This window comes from Paractinoplanes polyasparticus (assembly GCF_019710575.1).
Lineage (GTDB): Bacteria > Actinomycetota > Actinomycetes > Mycobacteriales > Micromonosporaceae > Actinoplanes > Actinoplanes polyasparticus.
The window spans coordinates 1-19785 of record NZ_JAHWFK010000051.1 but is presented as its reverse complement, the minus strand read 5'-3'; the positions used below and the strand labels follow the sequence as shown (position 1 = coordinate 19785).

Below are 19785 nucleotides of genomic sequence, written 5' to 3'. Positions count from 1 at the left end.
CCTCGCAGGCCCTTGATCGATGTCAAGTGAAACCTCGCTTCGCGGACGGTCGCGGCGACCCGGCCAACCGCGCTACACCGGCCGACAGATCTGAGAGCCGGCAATCGGTCGACCACCACGAGACCGCCCCCGCTGACAAAGACCACCCGCACGCCCGGGCGCCGACCGACCCACGGCTGGAACACCAAATGGGGTTAACGTGTCCGGCAGATGTTGCTGCACGAGCCGGCAACCACGCCATCGAGCTATCTTGCTTACAAGATGCGGGACGCGTGCGCGGTGACGTTGGTCGGCTGACGATGACTCTGATTGACCTCGGTAACGCAGAGGCTGCCACCGGGGCAGCTGCCGCGCCGGTGAACCTGCCGCGGCTGCGCCGGCTGGCGCTGGTCGTTCTGACCGCGCTCGGTCTGGCCGCGATGACCGCCTCGACGCCGCCGGCGCCGTCCCTGGTGCGGCCGCTCTGGACGACGGCGCTGCAGCCCAGTGACACCGTGGCTGTGGACGGCCGGACTGTTTACCTGAATCGCAGCAGTCCTTCCGGGCCGGCCGAGGTTGTCGCCTTCGACCTGCACACCGGCCGCCTGCGATGGAGCACGCCGACCGGCGACGCGTACGGTATCCGGCCCGCCGGAGATGTCGTGCTGGTGACCACCGGCCCGCCACCGATCGGCTCGACCCCCTCTGCGCCGGGGCCCCGCACGATCGCGCTCGACGCGGCAACCGGCACACAGCTCTGGCAGGCCGCCGGCGCCTCCTCGTCGTCGCCGCTGGGTAGCGGCGTGCTGCTCGCCGAGACCAGCCAGTCCGGTGCGACCACCGGCCTGCGCCTGGTCGGGCTACGCGACGGCCACCAGGTATGGCGACGGTCGATAACCCCGGCCGAGGAATGGACAACCATCACCGAAGGTGCCCGGCCCACGTCGATCATCACGATGACCGCCACCGGCGACGCCACCGTCTACAACTACGACGACGGCGCCGTACGCCATCGCAGCCGCATCCCCTGGAACGGGGTGTATTCCGCGACGTTCTTCCCGGTCGGCGCCCAACTGGTGGTGATCCGCACAGCGTCCGCCCAGACCGCTGCCACCATCTACCACGCCGCCGACCTGCGCCGGCTGTGGTTGTCCGACGAGCTGATCGGCTACGTCACCGGCTGCGGCCCGTTGATCTGCACGGCCGGTGTGCGTGGTGTGGCCGGCCGCGATCCCGCTACCGGTCGTGAGACCTGGCGGCGCGACGACATGCGGTTCGTGTGGAATCTTGGCGCCGACCGCTTGCTGCTCTCCGCCGCCGCCAATCTGGCCTCGGCCACAACGGTCCTGGTCGACGCGGCCACCGGCCGCACGATCGGCCGTCCGCTCGGTGGCCAGGAGGCGTTCGTGGCCGGCCCGGCCGGTTCACTGATCCTGCTGCGCGCCACGGGCAGGCCCCATGATCGCACCGCCGTGAACCGCCTTGACCTGGCTGATGGCCGGCAGACCGCCCTCGGCACGGTTGACCGGCTCGCCGAGCAGAGCTGCCAGGGTGTGTCCGGCTACCTGATCTGCCCGCGCGGGGACACCTTGACCGTCACCGCCGTTGATTGACCCCCGCAACGTCGCTGAGTTCCCCGGTTTGGTGGAGCCTTTCAAGCATGATCGCCTGGTCATGAGGGGAAGCATCCGTCGCAGCACCGAAGAAGTACCCGACGAGCGGTGCCGGCGCTGAGATCTGGAAAGCCCGCGGCTTCACCTATGGTGCCGGCCGGGTGCACCGGTAGCTGCGCCGCGACGGCATCGCGGTCGGCCGCAAGCGAAGTACGTCCGCAACCCGTGAGGCTTCACGTGTCAGGCGGGACACCTGATCAAGCAGCCGACCGAAGTCGCAGACCCGCTATGACGGCGGCGCGTGGTTCACGGCCAAAAGGGCGCTACGACCGCGCAAGATCCGGAAGCCCGAGCGAAGGAAGAACGCCTGGATTCCGGCTGTCCCTGCGAGCACGCGGACAGCAGTGGAACGCTGGTTCGAGCCCGGGTGTCGAGCAGGTACTGAAGGGCTCGTTCCAGTCGCTGAGGGTCGTCGGCGAGTTGGCCCAGGGCGGAATTGCACCGACGGCACAGCAATCCGCGCGTGCAGTTGCCGCAGGTCGGGTTCTTCACGGTCGGCTCGTGCGGGCATCAGTTGTGGTCGTGGTCGACGCATCAGGAGTAGCACAGCCAACGGTCGGCCGGCTGAGCGGTGGCTACGGCACTGGCTGCAGTACCGCTTCGCTCATCCGGTGTGTGCATCCGTCTGCCGTCTCATACTCTGATCCGGTCCGGGGGACATCGGGAGGCAATGATGACGGATGTCGGCTGGTCGCGGATGGGATACAGGTCGTGGTCGGACCTCGCCCTCGTGCAGGAACGGCTCGCGGCCGGCGCAGACCCGAACACCCTCTGGGGCGGGCACGGGCGGCCGCTGCACCACGCGGCGCGGGACGGCTCGGCCGAGGTGGTGACGGAGCTGGCGCGGCTCGTTGACGACGTGGACGCCGTCGACGACGGACGCACCGCGCTCTGGCTCGCCGTCCATGCCGGCAAGCCCGACAACGCCCGCGCTCTGGTGGCCGCCGGGGCGGACCCCGAGCGGCCGATGATGTCCGGATGGTCACCGGCGCGGCTGAGCCGTGCCGGGGCGACGCCAGAGCTGTTCGACACGACTGCGACGCTGACGGAGGCCGAGGCCGCCGCCGTCGCTGAGGCGCGCGGGCTCATCGGTGCGCTCGCCGACATGTACGGCGAGGGCATGAGCCTGTGCTGTGTGGCCAACATCGACGCCGCCGAGGCGGTACGGCGCCTGGACGCCACGGTGGTCGGGGATGACATCGACGTCGAGGACATGTGGAACGCCACCGACGAAGAGTCGATCCGCACCGTCGGCGTCACCGACGTGTCCGGAGGCTGCATCGTCAGCCAGCCATGGGCGTACGGCGCTTCTATGCCGCTGGTCGCGCTGCTGCTGTCGGCCGGCACGGTGTGCTACGGCATGTACGCCAACCCGAAGAGCGGCAATCAGGGCGCGGCGGTGCACGACGGTGTCATCACCGGGTGGGACCTGCATCCGGGCGGCGGATGGTCCGAGGCCGACGCACCCACTGCCGAGATCCTGCGAGATTTCCTGTACCAGCACCACGCCATCGGGTACTGCTGCGCCTACGCCGGCGTACATCCCGCCGACGCCCGCCCGTTCACCGAGCCGGACCGATGGGTACGGCTGCCCGCCCGCGACTGGTGGGCAGTCTCAATCAACTAACGTGCCATGCGCCAATGATACTGGCCGTGCTGCGGCAGTGATTGGTGCCTGCCGGGCGGCGCGCACCGTGTCGGGTGCCGGCGGCGTGCCGGTACGAGCGCACTGAGAGGCCTCAGTGGAATCTCAGGAAACGATTGGCCACCAACTCCCCGGCATCCGCGGCCCCAGGTGGACGTCCAGCGGTGCCTCAGATCAGTTACCGGGTGTCAGGTGTGCGATGAGGACTGCTCCCGGAGAGCTCTCATCTGGACCGAGGACCATCTGCGCGTTGACCGTGAAACCTGCGTCGCGCAACCAGGCGGACATTTGCTCGGGCCGACGGCGATGGACGTAGACCTTCATCGGATGGCCGCCATAGCCCTCGGTCTTCAGGTCGAGCACGATCAGGTCCGGGTGCTGGCGCGAAGCGGCTTGCAGCGCGCTCGTGCCGTTCGGGGCGGTGTCGACGTCGTAGTTGCGGGCTCGCAGGTTGATGCGCAGGGCGCGGACGATTTGCGGCTCGTCGTCGACCACGAGGATGCGGGTCATGCGGTGCGCCCGGTGGGCAGAGTGAGGATCATGGTGAGTCCCCCTCCGGGGGTGTGTTCGGGGACGAGGGTGCCGCCCATCGCCTCGGTGAGGCCGCGGGACAGCGCGAGGCCAAGGCCGACGCCGGTGTGGTTGTCGCGGTCGCCGAGGCGCTGGAAGGGCAGGAACACGTAGTCCCAGCGGTCTTCGGGGATCCCGGGGCCGTGGTCGATGATGCGTAGTTCCAACGTGCTGCCGAGGGTGCTGGCCGTGATGGCCGGCGGTTCGTCGGCCGGGCTGTAGCGCAGGGCGTTGGCGACCAGGTTGATGAGGATCTGTTCGAGCAGGCCAGGGTCGGCGTGTACCGGCGGCAGGTCGTCGGGGATGTGCACGGCGACCTTGCGGCCCTCCGGCCCGAGCTCATCGAGGGCGCGGGGCACGGCGTCCTCGGCGCCGAGGTCGACGGCGTTGACGCCGAGCGCGCCGGCCTGCAGCCGGCTCATGTCGAGCAGGTTGGTGACCAGCCGGACGAGGCGGTCGAGGGATTCGTCGGCGGTGGCCAGAAGTTCCCGGCGGTCGCTCTCGTCGAAGTGCACTTCTTCGCTGCGTAGGCTGGCCACGGCGGCCTTGGCGGAGGCCAGCGGGGTGCGCAGGTCGTGGCTGACCGCGGCGAGCAGGGCGGTGCGCATCCGGTCGGCCTCGGCCAGCGGTTTGGCGGCTGCTGCTTCGGCGGCGAGGCGTTCCTGGCGCAGGGCGACGGTGGCTTGGGCGGCGAACGCCTCCACGATGCGCCGGTCGGAGGCTTCCAGGGGACGGCCGCGCAGCAGCATGGTCATGGTGTCGTCGACCTTGACCTCGACGTCGGCGTCCCGGGCCCTGGTGCAGGCCTCCCCCACGTGAGCGGCGACGGCTCCGTGGTCGAGAAGCGTTACCGAGTCGAGGGTGAACGTCTCCCGCAGCCGCTCGAGCAGTGCCATGAGTGGGCGCTCGCCGCGCAGCACACCGCCGGCGACGGTAGCCAGGGTCTGGGCGTCGGCCGAGGCGGCCGCGGCCTGCCTTGTCCTGCGGGCGGCGGTGTCGACGACCCAGCTCACCGCGAGCGCCACTACCACGAAGATGGCAAGGGCCAGGAGGTTGTCGCCCTCGGCGATGGTGAACCGGCGGTACGGCTGGACGAAATACCAGTTGAGCAACAGCGAGCCGGCCACCGCGGCGAGCAATGCCGGCCACAGCCCGCCGATCAGTGAGACGCCGACGACGGCGGCCAGGAAAAGCAAGATGTCGTTGATCAGCGAGAGCGACGGGCCGACCTCCAAGACGGCGGTCAGAGCCGGAAACCCGAGCACCACAGTCAGGAACCCGGCGATCCGGCGGCGCCGGGACAGGGCAGCGGGCATGCGTCGGGCCCGGCGGCCCTGCGCGGCGCGTTCGTGGGTCACCAGGTGCACGTCGATCGAGCCGGACATGGCTGTCGTGGTGACACCGACGCCGGCCGCGAACAGCTGGGCGAGCTTGCCGCGGCTCGATGCGCCCAGCACGATCTGGGTCGCGTTGACCGCGCCCGCGAAGTCGAGCAGCGCGCGCGGCACGTCCGCTCCGACCACCTGGTGGTAGGTGCCGCCGAGGCTTTCGACGAGGACCCTTTGCCGCGCCAGCACGGCCGGGTCGGCTCCGGCCAACCCGTCGTTGCGGGTGACGTGGACGGCCATCAGGTCGGCGCCCTTGTCGCGGGCGGCGATCCGCGCGGCCCGGCGGATCAGGGTGTCGCCTTCGAGGCCGCCGGTCAGGGCCACCACGATGCGTTCCCGGGTCTCCCAGGTGGCGCTGATGCGGTTGTCGGCGCGGTATTTGTCGAGCTGCTCCTCGACCTTGTCGGCCAGCCACAGCAGGGCCAGCTCCCGCAGTGCGGTGAGGTTCCCGGTACGGAAGTAGTTGCCCAGGGCGGCGTCGATCTTCTCCGGTTTGTAGATGTTGCCGTGGGCCATGCGCCGGCGCAGTGCCTCCGGGGTCATGTCGACCAGCTCGACCTGCTCGGCGGCGCGCACCACGGCGTCGGGCACGGTCTCGCGCTGCTGAGCCCCGGTGATCTGGGCGACCACGTCGTTGAGGGACTCCAGGTGCTGGATGTTGACCGTGGTCAGCACGTCGATCCCGGCGTCGAGCAGCTCGTTGACGTCTTCCCAGCGCTTGGCGTGCTTCGATCCGGGCACGTTGGTGTGGGCGAGCTCGTCGACGACGGCCAGCTCGGGACGGCGGGCCACCAGGGCGTCGAGGTCCATCTCGGTGAACTCAGCCCCGCGGTATTCGACGGTGCGGCGCGGCACCACCTCGAGGTCGGCGATCATGGCCTGCGTGTGCTTGCGGCCATGCGTTTCGACCAAGCCGATCACGACGTCGGTGCCGCGCTCGGCGCGCCGGTGTGCCTCCTCGAGCATGGTGTAGGTCTTGCCGACCCCGGGTGCGGCGCCGAGAAAGATCCGCAGTTCTCCGCGTGCCATGTGTTCCGCTCTCTCAAGCCCCGAAATATGACCAGGATGTTGTGTCCGGGGTGGGCCGAGCCTGGCGCTGACGCGCCCGGAAGGCTCGGCCCACCCGCGATGGGGACTTGCCCAGTCCCACTGTGGGTTTGCTACTGCTCGCCGTCGAGGGCCAGGTTCAGCTGGAGGACGTTGACGGCGGGCTCGCCGAGGAAGCCGAGCGCCCGTCCGTCCGTGTGCTCCTCGATGAGCTGGCGCACCCGGGCCTCCGTGAACCCGCGTTCCCGGGCGATTCGCGGTGCCTGCAGCTCGGCGTACGCCGGACTGATGTTCGGGTCGAGGCCGCTGCCGCTCGCCGTGACCGCGTCGGCCGGCACAGCAGGCGAGGACGGGGCGTTGCCGCGGATCGGGGTGATGACCCCGCCGAGCGCCTGGTAGTCCTCGCCGTTCTTCGCGGGTTCGACGGTCACACCGGCGTAGGTCTGTACGAACGGGTCACCGGTCTGGTTGACCGATACGGCGCGCGTGACCGGTCCGGTGAGGCCGTCGCGGTAGAAGACGGCGAGCACCGCGCCGACCCCGTCGGGCGTGCAGTAGGGCCGGCTGCCGTCGACGCCCTCGAGCTTGCCGACCGCCAGGCTGCGCTCGCAGACCTGGGTCAGCAGGCTCTGCGACGCGACCTCGGGGTCGTCGGAGAGCGTGTCGACGACGCTTTCCGGGCCGAGGTTGCCGGCCGAGGTGGCGGTGGGGTCGTAGCCGTCGCCCGCAGCTGACGGGCGGCTTTGGAAGTACTTCGGAACCGGGTTGCCGTCGGCGTCGGTGTAGGCCTGGCCGATCAGGCTGCTGCCGACGGTCTTGTCACCGACGGTGATCAGCGAGCCGTCCGCCTTGCCGTCGAGGCCGGGAACCCGACCGAGGGCGACGAAGGCGAGTGGGTAGGCGAGTCCGAGTAGGACGGTGAGGACGAGCAGCGCCCGCAGCGCCGCGAGGTGCTGGCCGAGCCAGGCCGGAAGTCGCATGTCAATTCCGATTCAGGGTGGCGAGCGAGGTGGTTGGACTGGGCATGTCAGATCCCGGGGATGAACTGGACGAGGAGGTCGATGAGTTTGATGCCGGCGAACGGCACGATGATGCCGCCGAGGCCGTAGATCCACAGGTTGCGCCGCAGCAACGCCGAGGCGCTCGACGGGCGGTAACGCACACCGCGCAGGGCCAGCGGAATCAGCGCGACGATGACCAGCGCGTTGAAGATGACCGCGGACAGGATCGCCGAGCCCGGCGAGTGCAGCCGCATCACGTTCAGCGTGTCGAGGCCCGGATACACTGCCGCGAAGATCGCCGGGATGATGGCAAAGTATTTGGCGATGTCGTTGCTGATTGAGAACGTCGTCAGCGCGCCCCGGGTGATCAGCAACTGCTTGCCGATCTCGACGATCTCGATCAATTTGGTCGGGTCGGAGTCGAGGTCGACCATGTTGCCGGCCTCCTTGGCGGCCGACGTGCCGGTGTTCATGGCCACACCGACGTCCGCCTGGGCCAGGGCCGGCGCGTCGTTGGTGCCGTCGCCGGTCATCGCGACCAGCCGGCCGCCTTCCTGTTCCTTCTTGATGTACGCGAGCTTGTCCTCGGGTGTGGCTTCGGCCAGGAAGTCGTCCACGCCGGCCTCATCGGCGATCGCCTTGGCGGTACGCGGGTTGTCGCCGGTGATCATGACGGTGCGGATGCCCATCTTGCGCATCTCGTCGAAGCGGGCCCGCATGCCGGCCTTCACGACGTCTTTGAGGTGGATGACGCCGAGCGCCCGCGCCGGCTGACCGGCCACGAACTCGGCCACTACCAGCGGGGTGCCGCCACTGCCGCTGATCGCGTCGACGATGCCGCCGACCTCTTCGGTCGGGTGCCCGCCGTTCTGCCGCACCCACTTCATGACCGCGGAAGCCGCGCCCTTGCGGACCTCGCGGGCCGGCTGCTCGCCGTCGGCCGCGAGGTCGACACCGCTCATCCGGGTCTGCGCGGTGAACGGTACGAAGGTCGCGTTCGGCATCAGGCCGGGCTCGCGCTCGCGCAGGCCGAAGTTGTTCTTGGCCAGGACGACTACCGAGCGGCCCTCCGGTGTCTCGTCGGCCAGGCTGGACAGCTGGGCGGCGTCGGCCAGCGTGGTCGCGGTGACCCCGTCTACCGGGACGAACTCGGCCGCCTGCCGGTTGCCCAGGGTGATGGTGCCGGTCTTGTCGAGCAGCAGCGTGTTGACATCGCCGGCGGCCTCGACCGCGCGGCCGGACATGGCCAGGACGTTGCGCTGCACGAGGCGGTCCATGCCGGCGATGCCGATGGCGCTGAGCAAGGCCCCGATGGTGGTCGGGATGAGGCAGACGATCAGCGAGACCAGCACGATCCCGGTCACGCCGTAGGCGTCGATGGCCAGCGTGTCCGGCGCCGCCGCGTTGAAGGCCTTCGAGAAGATTGCGAGGGGCTGCAGGGTCACCACCGACAGCAGGAAGATGATCGTCAGCGCGGCCAGCAGGATGTTGAGCGCGATCTCGTTCGGGGTCTTCTGCCGGTTCGCACCCTCGACCAGGGCGATCATGCGGTCGACGAAGCTCTCGCCCGGCCTCTGCGTGATCCTGACGACGATCCGGTCGGAGAGCACCTTGGTGCCGCCGGTGACGGCCGAGCGGTCCCCGCCCGACTCGCGGATCACCGGGGCCGATTCGCCGGTGATGGCCGACTCGTCGACGCTGGCGATGCCCTCGATGACATCGCCGTCACCGGGGATGGTCTGCCCGGCCACGACGACGACCACGTCGCCGAGTTTCAGCTCGGTGGCCGGGATCTCGCGGCCGTCCTGCAGGAAGGCGACCATGTCCTGCTTGGACGCCCGCAGCGCCGCCGCCTGCGCCTTGCCGCGGCCTTCGGCTACCGCCTCGGCCAGGTTCGCGAAGACGACCGTGAGCCACAGCCAGACCGTGATGATCCAGGCGAACACGCTCGGGTCGGCAATCGACAGGACGGTGGTGAAGACCGCGCCGATCTCGACGATGAACATGACCGGGTTGCGCCACATCAAGCGCGGGTCGAGCTTCTTGGCTGCCGCCGGCAGCGACTGCCACAACTGCTTCGGGTCGAGCAGGCCGCCGCCGACCTTACGGTCACCGGCCGGTCCGGCTGCCTCGGTTTGAGGCTTCTCGAGGGTGGGGGTGGTCATGACAGGCCCTCCGCGATGGGTCCGAGAGCGAGAGCGGGCAGGAAGGTCAGCGCGACCAGAACGACGGTGACGCCGACAACCAGCCCGACGAACAGGGGTTGGTGAGTGGGCAGAGTGCCCTCGGACTCAGGCGTGGCCTTCTGCCGCGCCAGTGAGCCGGCCAGGGCCAGCACCAGCACCATCGGCAGAAAGCGGCCGAGCAGCATGGCCAGCCCCAGCGCGGTGTCCCACCACGGCGTGTTCACCGTGATGCCGCCGAACGCCGAGCCGTTGTTGTTCGACGCGCTCGTGAAGGCGTACAGGACTTCCGAGAGACCATGCGGCCCCACGTTGAGGGCCGTCGAGTTGTTGCCCGTGGCGAAGGCGGCGGCCGTGCCGATCAGCACCAAAGCCGGGGTGATCAGGAAGTACGACGAGGCCAACTTCATCTCGCGGGCGCCGATCTTCTTGCCCAGGTATTCCGGGGTCCGCCCGACCATGAGACCGGCCACGAAGACCGTGATGATCGCCAGGATGAGAAGGCCGTACAGACCCGAGCCGGTGCCGCCGGGGGCGGCCTCGCCGAGCATCATGTTGACCATCGGCATCATGCCGCCGAGGGCGGTGTAGGAGTCGTGGAACGAGTTGACCGCGCCGGTCGAGGTCAGGGTCGTCGCCGCGGCGAAGGCTGCCGAGTCGGGGATGCCGAACCGGACGTCCTTGCCCTCCATCGCCGCACCGACCGCCTGCGGCACCGTGCCGGCCCCGTGCAGCTCGAAGCCGACGGTCAGCGCGGTCGAGGTGATGGCCAGCACGGCCATGACCGCGACGATCGCGTAGCCCTGCCGGTTCTGCCCGACCATGCGGCCGAAGACCCGGGGCAGGCTGAACGGGATCAGCAGGATCAAGAAGATCTGGATCCAGTTGGTCCAGGTGGCGGGGTTCTCGAACGGGTGGGCCGAGTTGGTGTTGTAGAAGCCGCCGCCGTTGGTGCCCAGCAGCTTGATTGCCTCCTGCGTGGCCACCGGACCGCCGGTGATGTGCTGCGCGGCCCCGGTCAACGTGGTCCCGTCGGTGCCGCCGGACAGGTTCTGCACCACCCCGCCGATCATGAAGATCAGCGCGGCTATCGCGGCCACGGGCAGCAGAACCCGTACGGTGATCCGGGTCAGGTCGACCCAGAAGTTGCCCAGCTCGCTGCGCCCGCGCGAGGCGAAGCCGCGGATCAGGGCGACGGCGACCGCGATGCCGACGGCCGCGGACACGAAGTTCTGCACCGCCAGGCCGGCCATCTGGACCAGGTGGCCCAGCGCGGACTCACCCGCGTACGCCTGCCAGTTGGTGTTGGAGACGAAGCTGACCGCGGTGTTCCACGAGACGTGGCTGTTCATGTTCGGCATGCCGAGCGACAGCCACAGCTTGTCCTGCAGACGCAGGAACATGAACAGGAACAGGATCGAGACGGCCGAGAAGGCGAGGACGCTGCGGGCATAGACGCCCCAGGTCTGCTCGGTGGCCGGGTCGACACCGACGAGACGGTAGACACCGCGCTCGACGACGTTGTTCCGCTTACCGGTGACGACCCGGTACAGGTAATCGCCGAAGGGCCGGTAGACCGCGATCAGCGCGATTACCAGGGTGATGACGAAGATCCAGCCGGCCATCAGAACTTCTCCGGGAAGAGCAGGGCTGCGACTAGGAAGGCGGCCAGCAGAACGGCCACGACCAGGCCGATGACGTTGACGGCGCTCATCAGCGTTCGACCGCCTTGATCAGCACGGCGAGCGCTGCGAACAGCGCCACCGTGATCACGACGAACACGAGATCAGCCACGGTAGGACTCCTAGACGAGGAATGTGTGGTGTTGCTTCGGGATGAAGCATCGGCGCACCGAAACCCTTTGTCATCGGCATTCACGCGATGACTACGCCCATCGGCCATTCGTTAACGCCCTTTTTACGGGGACGGTGACAGCCGCCACTGAGAGTTAGCCGTAATTGCGGCGTCAACATCGGCCCGAGCCTTGCATCAAAGCCGTTAAAAGAGCGCCGGAGGAGACCAGCGGGGCGTATACCTGCAGCCATGACCAATTTTCCCGGCGCCCAGCCGGACGCAGAGGACGTCCGGCACGAGGCGATTGTCTGCGTCCGGCTCAGGACCACTGTCGCGGGTAGCCACCTGCTCGATCACCTGCGCGCTCAGCCGTACGTCGCCGCGGCCTGGTGGATCGCGGCGGACATCGACGCCGTCGTGCTGCTGTCCGCGCCCAGCATGCGCGAGCTGCACCGAGCCGTCGCCGACCTGCGACTGCTCGGCGGCGCTCAGGACGCCGACACCCACATGGTGTTGCGCAAAATGAGCTTGGCCGCAATCAGCTGACGGTGTCAGAGCCAATTACGTCGCTTGAATATCCGGTGCAGCACGACACCGCTGACTGTCATCAGGGTCAACGCGAACGGGTATCCGAGCAGCCAATGCAGCTCGGGCATGTGATCGTGGCCTGTTCGATGTACTCCTCCCGATTACGGGTCAGCGCGGAGACGATCGCGTGCTACCTCGGCCGCAGGGTCGAGCGGCCAGGGGTAGCGGCAAACCTGAGGTCTGCCGGGAGGGCCCGGGAAAGGGGACGACGAAACGCCGGGGTGCCGCGCCCGCGGCACCCCGGCACTTGTGATCAGGCCGACGCCTGCCGGGCCGTGGTCCTGAGGCAGGCCGCCGCGAGAAGCAGGCCGCAGATGCTCACGGTCAGTCCGATGAGGGCACCCTCGCGGTCCGACACCAGGGCGACCAGTGCGCCGGCGATGTTCAGGGCGGCGACGGCGGCGACGGCCCACGCCGCCCACGGTGCTCGGCGGACCAGCCCCACGGCTGCGACGAGACCGGCCGCGCCCAGCAGCGTGACCACCCGTCCGAGCGGCGCGGCGACGTCTCCGTCGAAGGCGAACGGCAGGTTCAGCAATGCCATCAGGACGGTGACGGTGGCGGTCGCGTACGCAATTATCTTCACGATTTCCCCCGCAGCAGTTGGACCCCGACGGCGGCGAACCCCGCACCCTGCACGATGGCTCCGGCCACCTCGATCCATTCGGTCCCGGCCAGCAGGCCGGTGATGTGCAGCAGTGGCCAGGCCATGATCGCGGCGGCGGCCCATCGGGGGACCGCCCGGGAGCGCCACAGCGCGAGTCCGAGCAGGAACGTCCCGACGATGTTGCCGAGGACGAACAGCAGGAAGACCCACGTGCCGGCGGCGAACTCCTGCCTGGTGTCGAGCACCTGGGCGAAGTCGGCCATCGGGCCGCCGACGCGAACCATCGCGAGGGTGGTGAGGTCGGACATCAGCACGGCCAGGTAGCAGACGTAGCCGGCGGCGACCAGCGTGCCGCCGATGAAGGAGAGCCGCCCGGCTCCGGCGATCCGGGCCGCGCCGAGCGCCGCCGGAATCATCAGCAGTGCGCCGATCATGCCGAAGAGGACGACGTTGTGCAGCAGGTCCGGATGGGCCGCAGCGGCGGCCAGCGAGTCGGCGCCGGTCGCGTCGCTCGCACCGTCGGCCTGCGCTGTCGCCCAGCCGACGTTGCAGGCGAGGATGAACCAGGGCGCGAGCAGCGCGCCCGCGGCGAGGCCGAACCGTCTCAGGTCGGTGCCGGGTGGGCGCACGGCTGTCGCGTTCCCGGCTCGTTCGGACTTCATGGAAGTAGTCATGGCATCAGCCTGTGGCCGGCCGTCGCCCCTGGACCAGAGCGCCGGTTCCCGGCGTCCCGGGAGATGCTCCCGACCGCCGGGAACAACGGCCATTGCGCAGCCGGTCGGCGCAGCGGCATGCTCGGCTCATCGTCACGCGAACTGTTACAGCCAGGTTCGGCGCCGGCCATTGGGCGGCGGCGACGCTGGTCGCTGTGTTCGTCGGCACGGTGTTCCTGACGGTGTGGGCATCGTCCGGCCGGGCAGTGCCCACCGGCCACGATCAGCTGCCGGCCTGGGCGAACCCCATGAGCACGATGATCTCGTACGGAGTGGCGGGCGCGCTCCTCCTCGACCGGCGGCCCGATCTGCCGTTCGGGTGGTTGCTCAGCGCGGTCGCGGTGCTCCTCGTGATCGAGGTCGTCGTGGCCTTCCCCGCGGCTGCCGCGATCGCCGGCGGCGACCGCGGCATTCGCGCCGATACAGAAACTGAGAAGCGCCAGCGCATACCCCACGCCGATCCCCGAAGCAGTAGTACTCACTGCATGAGCGACGCTGGGTCTGGACCTCTCGTCTCGACGGAGCGGTTGGGTCGGCCGTTCACCGATGCAGCCCTCAACGTGGCCCACCGGCAGCCAGAGGCGGCAACGCCCCGATTAGTACGGTCCAATAGCGCCTCCCTACGGATGTACCGCCTCGCCGGCTTGCCGGCGAAGCAGAGCGGTGGAGATGACGGCAACGCCGACGCCGCTGCAGGCAGCCAATGCGACTACGAGCCGCGACTCCTTCGCCCGCAAGGTCAGATACTCCGCCTCGCTGATGACAGTCGTTTCACCGTTGTTGTTGACAACGTAGGTTCCGGCCTGCTCCTCCGCCACACCTGGCGAGCCAGTCAGGGCGAGAACTGCGATTAACCAGAACCCGGCGAACAGAAGCCCACTCGCGACCAGCAGCCAAACCGGCAGCGCTTCGCGGACCAGACGCCCCAATGCCTTGGCCTTACCAGCACGGGTCCCGGCCTTCAAGCTAGCCTGGCCTGTGCCTGCCACCAGGACGGCGACAAGACCCGGCAGCACTGGCAGTCCCGCTGACAACACAACAACGGGCATGGGCCACGAAAGGCCACCGGGCAGCGTTGTGGCCACCAACAGCCCGGCACACCAGAGAATCCCGGCGAGGGCGAGCCGTCGAGTCCACACCATGGGGGAAAGCTACAGGCACACCCCGGCCACACGCTGTCCCGTGAGCGGACGCTGGTGCGCGATTCGCGTACGCCTTTCCGGCCCGACGTATATCGGCGTCGTCGGTGGCTTGTCCGCACAGATCAGGGACCTGATCGAGTGCGCTCTCATCGGCTAGATCCGCGCATCTACGCTCAGAGTGGCTTAATGATCGCGTGTACGCAGGGTGATCGGGCCCGTGGGGACCGTCTGCACTACCGGGGCACCCAAAGACTCTCTCCGACGAAGTTCCGACACCGCTCTGCCCCCTCGATGCTGTGGGGCGGCGCCGGTCAGCGCATGCTCCGGGCGCTAGCTGATGTAGGACGATGAACCTATGAGTGATGGCGATGCTGGTCTGGTCATCTGGGACGTCGATGGGACCCTGATCCCTGCGGACCTTCGATGGCTGACCCGAGCCACCGCTCGCACGTACGGCATCACAGAGTCCGATGTCGTCTTCCCCGATAAGAAGGTGCACGGGTACACAGACGAGTCCATCGTCGTTGACACCGCGATCGCCTCGGGGATCGACACCTTGAGGGCTGAAGCCGGCATACCGCAGTTCCACGAAGCCATCGCCGCGGTCATGTACGAGGGCCGCCAAGAGCTCGCTGAGGTGCAGCCGCCGTATCAGGGTGCCAAGGCGAGCATCGCGGCACTACATCATGGTGGCTTTGTTCAGACGGTACTGACCGGAAATGTCCGTTCGGCCGCCGAGGTCAAGCTGGCAGTGTCGGAGCTTGACGAGTACCTCGATCTACGAATCGGTGGTTTCGGCTCGGATGCTCGTGATCGTTTCGAGTTGCCCGCGGTAGTAGCGAGTCGGTACTCCGAGGTCTATGGCCGCCAGCTGGATCCGGCCAAGGCAGTCGTCATCGGGGACGCTCCCAACGACATCGCCTGTGCCCGGCACGGCGGCTTCTGGGTCGTGGTCGTCGCTCATAGAGCCGGAAGCGACGAGCTGGCCGCTCATCATCCTGACGTGATCCTTGATCGTCTCGATCCAGACGAGGTTCTTGCTGCGGTCGGCTCCCTCACGAGCGGCGCATAACCGTCCGCGCGTTACTCAGGCAGCCATCCGCTCCAGCACGACAGACGCAGTCCGCCACCGCGCCAGACGTTCGCGGGCACGCGGAGCTCGAGCGATGCCGCGATGATTCCCGCCCGGCGGATCGGACGGGTCGCAGGATCCGGCTCAGCGGCTGTGGTTGGCGGCGGTCCCAAGGCTCGCAGCCTTATCGCCGATGTGGCTTCCACTCTAGGGCGAATCTGACGGATCATCACGCGTGGCCATGATCGATCGTTGCGGTTGTCGTGGCTGGTGATTTGACCGATCCGGAGTGGGAACGTCTGCAACCGTGGCTGCCGAGCATGGATCCGCAGCGTGGTGGCCGGTGGCGTGATCACCGGCAGGTGATCAACGGGATTTTGTGGCGCACGGAGAACGGCGCGAAGTGGCATCAGGTCCCGGACCGCTACGGGCCCTGGAAGACGGTCTATCACCGGTTCTCCCAATGGGAACAGGACGGCACCTGGGACCGCATCGCGCAGCGGCTGCGGACCGACGCGGACGCCGCCGGCGATCTGGACTGGCGGGCCCAGGCCGACGCCACCGTCGTGCGTGCCCACCAGAACGCATCCGGTGCCCGCAAAGGGGGCTGAGCCCGGCCGAATCGCGGGCAGCACAAGGGATCGGCCGCTCAAGGGGCGGCCTGACCACCAAACTGCATCTGCTCGCCGAGGGACGCGGCCGCAGCCTGGTCACCCGGATCACAGCAGGTCAGGCCGCTGACACCAAGGAACTGGTGTCGCTGCTCGACGCCGTCAGCATCGCCCGGCCCGCCGGCCAAGGCCGGCCCCGCAAACGTCTCGACCACTTGACCGCGGACAAGGCCTACGGCTCCCGCGCCAACCGCCAATCCCTGCGAGCACGCCGGATCCCACACACGATCCCGGAACGCGATGACGTCATTGCCGGTCGGGCCCGCCGAGGAAACCGCGGTGGGCGGCCACCGAACTTCGACGCCGAGCGGTACAGGGACCGCAACCAGATCGAACGCGCCTTCAACCGGCTCAAGCAGTTCCGGGCCGTCGCCACACGCTACGACAAGCTCAAAGACCGGTACCACGCCACCGTGACCATCGCCTCGATCATGATCTGGCTCCGCGCACGACCCGACCGCCGCCATGATCCGTCAGATTCGCTCTAGTCTTGAGCCGCGAACGATGGCCGGCATGTGCCGGGCTCAGGTCGCCGCTATCCGTTCTATTGGTGGCAGGGGTCTACTCCCGCTACGCGATGAAGGGCAGTGTTGCCGGCATATCCGCGCCGTGCGGCCGGCAGCCGAGCCCTGGGCACGTCAGCGGCTCCGCCGACACGGCACCTGCCTTGCCGCTGTCCGAGGTCCATGGGAGTTCTTGCGACGCGGCGTTCGCGCCGGTCGCCCGTTAGGACGATGCATTCCGGACGACCGTTGTCGGACACTGCTTAGTCCGTGACGATGCTGAACGCGGCGATGAGCTGATCGGAGCCTTCGTGTCCCCTGACACCGCCACCGACTACCGGTATGACGCGTTCATGTCGTACAGCCATGCGGTCAACGGTGAGCTGGCCAGAACGCTGCAGGGTTCGTTGGAGCGGTTTGCTACTGCGTGGTATCGGCCGCGAAGTCTGCGTGTCTTCCGTGACTACACAAGCCTGTCCGCCGGCCACAACCTGACAAAGTCGATCATCGCGGCGCTGGAGTCGTCGCGGTACTTCGTGCTGCTAGCTTCCCCCGAAGCTGCCTCATCGGAATGGGTCAATCGGGAAGTCGCCTGGTGGGACGAGAACAGGTCTCCCGATCACGTGATCATCGCGTTGACGAAGGGTGTTTTGCATTGGAGTGACGGCCTGAAGGGCTGGGATCGCGCGCTCACCACGGCGCTTCCACCCGCCGCTCTGAAGATGTTCGACGCCGAGCCGCTGTGGGTCGACGTCCGAAGCCTGACCACGACCGGCCGCTTGGACGCCGCGAATCCTGACCTGCTGCAAAACGTTGCGAAGATCGCCGCGCCGGTCCGGGGCGTGGACCTGGATCTACTTGTGGGCGAGCACATCACGCTGCATCGTCGTGCGCGACGGCAGCGCGCCGGGGCGGTCATCGCGTTGTGCGTGCTGCTGGTGCTGGTAGTGGTGGCCGCCGTCATCGCGGTCAGCCAGCGCCGCACGGCCCTCGATCAGGCCCGGATCGCCTCCGCCCGGGCTCTGGCGTCCGCTGCGGTAGCCAATCTCGACAGCCAGCTGGATTTGGCGCAGCTGCTGGCCGCTGAGGCGTACCGGCTCGATCCCGTACCGCAAACCCAGGCCGGGTTGTTACGCGCGATGACCGCCAGCCCCTCCTTGGTGCGGTACCTGCACGCCGGTGCTGAGGTCACGCGGGTTGCCGGCTCCCGCGACGGCAAGATCGTCGTTGCAGGCACGGCGGACGGACGGGTGATGCGCTGGCCGTTCACCGGCGCCAGGGCGCAGCAGCTCGCCGACCTGCCCGGAGAAATACGAAGCTTGTCGCTCAGCGCCGACGGCGGCACCGTCGTCGCTGCCGATCAGTCCCGAGCAGTGGCCTGGGCGGCCGACTCCGGCATACATGACATCACTGTCCCGCCCGGTCACAGCGACCCGGTGGTGGCGGCGACACCGTCGGGAACGACGGCCATCGTGCACTCAGTCGTCGCGGACACATTTGAGCCGCCCGGCCGTCTCACCATGATCGATCTTGATCGAGGAACAACTCGGTCGGTAGACACCACCGACACCGGCGGCTGGAACGAGATCATGGCCCCGACTGACCAGCAGCTCGTGCTATTCGACAGCGGCTACGGCAACTGGGAACGGCGCACCCTTCCCACGCTCACTCGGTCTGCCATCGGCTCAGCCGGTTTCGGCGTGCAAAACTCCGCAGCCGCGATCTCACCCGACGGCAGCCTGGTGACCTACACCAATGGCGCCGACTGGCTTCCGATCTGGCAGACCCGAGCCCTGAGCGCCGCCACAACCGATCACCACCGCGAAGCTGCCAGCGTCGGCCGTTTCCCGACCGCGCTCGCGCTGTCCCGCGACGGCAAACGAGCCGCCACCGCCAGCAACGGCACCATTTACGTATCCGCCGTCGTCGCAGCCGGCGGCACTCGCAGAGCCCCACTCGCGTTGACCGGCAACGCATCGATCAACCCCGACACACTCGCCTTCCTCGGCGACTCTTCACACCTGATCTCCGGCGCCGGCTCGTCGGTTGCGCTGTGGGACACCAACCAGCTGAACCGGATAGCGAAACGAACCACAACATCGGTGTTGTCGCCGTGCACCGGGTGCGCCCCGGTCACCATTACGGCCAACCATGACGCGACCGCAGTAGTCGTGTCCGCAGAGGCCGGCGACGGTTTACGCATTCACCGCTTCGACGGTGTGCCCGGCACGCCGAGTGCTCCGATCACGACGGGCGGCGGAGTCGCTTGGACCCCCGACAACCGCCTCTTGGTCAGAGGATCCCCGGCCGATCTGCCGCTGCCCGCCCCTGCTGTGGCCTTCCCAGTCGACAGCGGCGTCTCTAGGACGAAGGCGGTGCGGGTGACAGATGACGGCACCCGTCTTGTGGTTGTCGACGCCACCAACACGATCGAAGTCCACGACACCCGTACCGGCGAGCTGCTGCGACGTATCGACACGTTGCCTGAGGGAGATCCGGAGATCGACCCGGGTGGAGGCATCGGAGCCATCAGCGCGGACGGAACACGCGCGGCGGTGATCACCACCGACGGGGTAGCCGTGGCGACGATCGACACCGACGACGTCCGAATCATAGCGGCCCGGTCGCCGCAGGAGCGTGCCACCGACTCCTACCTGGCCGCTAACAGCATCACCTTCGTCGGCGACAAACTCGCCGTGCAACGCCAAACAACCAACGTAGTCAACCTTTGGGACGTCGACGCGGGTCGGATCGTCCGCACTGTCGCCAACGATCCGGACACTCTGAGCGTGTTCGCGATCAGCAATCAGGACGAGCTGTTCGTGCAGCACCGCGGTGACGACACCGTGGTGGTCAAGGACAGCCGTACCGGCACCACCATAGGGTCGCTGGACCTGAGCCCGCCCGAGTCGGGCCTCGCGACGTCCATCGCGTTCTCCGGCAACGGGAAGGCGATGGTGGCCGCAATCGGGAGCAACCTCGACACCGACTTCCCCGGCCAGCTACAACGATGGCAGCTCTCGCCGGCCGAGTGGATGCGGCAGGCATGCGAAACGGCGAACCGCAGCCTTGCCGTCAGCGAGTGGCGGGAACATGCCGGCACGGAAGCGCCCGCGTCGCTGGAGTGCACACGTGAGTTCCCCCCGCTTTCGTGGAGCTTCTCAAACATGATCGACTGATCATGGGGAGGAAGCATTTGTGGCTGCACC

At 68.1% G+C, this 19785-nt stretch carries 15 protein-coding genes and 2 pseudogenes; 7 read left to right on the top strand and 10 right to left on the bottom strand.

The features are described 5' to 3' along the window. The first annotated feature begins 299 nt into the window (after positions 1-299). A complete protein-coding gene (locus tag KXC43_RS40240) occupies positions 300-1592 on the top strand; it encodes an outer membrane protein assembly factor BamB family protein (protein WP_221381512.1) in 1293 nt (430 codons plus the stop codon). A 306-nt stretch (positions 1593-1898) separates the two neighbouring features. On the opposite strand, the gene KXC43_RS53370 is transcribed toward KXC43_RS40240, so the two are convergent. After that, on the bottom strand, positions 1899-2144 hold the full coding sequence (locus tag KXC43_RS53370; protein WP_221381511.1) for an endonuclease domain-containing protein: 246 nt from the start codon (positions 2142-2144) through the stop codon (positions 1899-1901). 205 nt (positions 2145-2349) lie between these two features. Here KXC43_RS53370 and KXC43_RS40230 point away from each other — a divergent pair, with 205 nt between their 5' ends. Next, a complete protein-coding gene (locus KXC43_RS40230; RefSeq protein ID WP_221381510.1) occupies positions 2350-3279 on the top strand; it encodes an ankyrin repeat domain-containing protein in 930 nt (309 codons plus the stop codon). 369 nt (positions 3280-3648) lie between these two features. Here the strand turns inward: KXC43_RS40230 and KXC43_RS51770 are convergent. From KXC43_RS51770 to KXC43_RS40195, 7 genes and pseudogenes are all read right to left on the bottom strand, one after another. Further along, positions 3649-3807, bottom strand: a pseudogene (locus tag KXC43_RS51770) (response regulator); the annotation flags it as partial. Continuing rightward, on the bottom strand, positions 3804-6284 hold the full coding sequence (locus KXC43_RS40220) for a DUF4118 domain-containing protein (RefSeq protein ID WP_221381508.1): 2481 nt from the start codon (positions 6282-6284) through the stop codon (positions 3804-3806). The pseudogene KXC43_RS51770 and the gene KXC43_RS40220, both read right to left, overlap by 4 nt. A 131-nt stretch (positions 6285-6415) precedes the next feature. After that, positions 6416-7282 carry a potassium-transporting ATPase subunit C gene (locus KXC43_RS40215; protein WP_221381507.1) on the bottom strand — a complete coding sequence of 289 codons (867 nt, stop codon included), beginning with the start codon at positions 7280-7282 and terminating at the stop codon, positions 6416-6418. A 47-nt stretch (positions 7283-7329) separates the two neighbouring features. Further along, a complete protein-coding gene (kdpB, locus tag KXC43_RS40210) occupies positions 7330-9468 on the bottom strand; it encodes a potassium-transporting ATPase subunit KdpB (RefSeq protein ID WP_221381506.1) in 2139 nt (712 codons plus the stop codon). Next, positions 9465-11111: a potassium-transporting ATPase subunit KdpA gene (kdpA, locus tag KXC43_RS40205; RefSeq protein ID WP_221381505.1), complete on the bottom strand. Its 1647-nt coding sequence runs from the start codon at positions 11109-11111 to the stop codon at positions 9465-9467. The genes kdpB and kdpA overlap by 4 nt, the downstream gene beginning before the upstream one ends. Continuing rightward, complete coding sequence (kdpF, locus tag KXC43_RS40200; RefSeq protein ID WP_221381504.1) at positions 11111-11200, bottom strand: K(+)-transporting ATPase subunit F; 90 nt, start codon at positions 11198-11200, stop codon at positions 11111-11113. The genes kdpA and kdpF overlap by 1 nt, the downstream gene beginning before the upstream one ends. Then, positions 11200-11364 (bottom strand): hypothetical protein, encoded by a 165-nt coding sequence (locus KXC43_RS40195; protein WP_221381503.1) that lies wholly within the window; start codon positions 11362-11364, stop codon positions 11200-11202. The genes kdpF and KXC43_RS40195 overlap by 1 nt, the downstream gene beginning before the upstream one ends. Positions 11365-11529: 165 nt before the next feature. Here KXC43_RS40195 and KXC43_RS40190 point away from each other — a divergent pair, with 165 nt between their 5' ends. Next, entirely contained in the window at positions 11530-11826 is a 297-nt protein-coding gene (locus KXC43_RS40190) for an Lrp/AsnC ligand binding domain-containing protein (RefSeq protein WP_221381502.1), read from the top strand. Positions 11827-12121: 295 nt separating this feature from the next. Here the strand turns inward: KXC43_RS40190 and KXC43_RS40185 are convergent, their stop codons facing one another. Together KXC43_RS40185 and KXC43_RS40180 are read right to left on the bottom strand one after the other, a co-directional pair. Further along, positions 12122-12454 carry a hypothetical protein gene (locus tag KXC43_RS40185; protein WP_221381501.1) on the bottom strand — a complete coding sequence of 111 codons (333 nt, stop codon included), beginning with the start codon at positions 12452-12454 and terminating at the stop codon, positions 12122-12124. Continuing rightward, a complete protein-coding gene (locus KXC43_RS40180) occupies positions 12451-13149 on the bottom strand; it encodes a hypothetical protein (protein WP_221381500.1) in 699 nt (232 codons plus the stop codon). The genes KXC43_RS40185 and KXC43_RS40180 overlap by 4 nt, the downstream gene beginning before the upstream one ends. A gap of 194 nt (positions 13150-13343) precedes the next feature. Here KXC43_RS40180 and KXC43_RS40175 point away from each other — a divergent pair, with 194 nt between their 5' ends. From KXC43_RS40175 to KXC43_RS40160, 4 genes and pseudogenes are all read left to right on the top strand, one after another. Continuing rightward, entirely contained in the window at positions 13344-14042 is a 699-nt protein-coding gene (locus KXC43_RS40175) for a hypothetical protein (protein WP_221381499.1), read from the top strand. Between the two features lie 643 nt (positions 14043-14685). Further along, the gene (locus KXC43_RS40170; RefSeq protein WP_221381498.1) at positions 14686-15402 is read left to right on the top strand and encodes an HAD family hydrolase; all 717 of its coding nucleotides are present in this window, start codon (positions 14686-14688) and stop codon (positions 15400-15402) included. A gap of 320 nt (positions 15403-15722) precedes the next feature. After that, positions 15723-16561, top strand: a pseudogene (locus KXC43_RS40165) (IS5 family transposase). Between the two features lie 326 nt (positions 16562-16887). Beyond that, a complete protein-coding gene (locus KXC43_RS40160; protein ID WP_221381497.1) occupies positions 16888-19755 on the top strand; it encodes a toll/interleukin-1 receptor domain-containing protein in 2868 nt (955 codons plus the stop codon). The last annotated feature ends 30 nt before the right edge of the window (positions 19756-19785 follow it).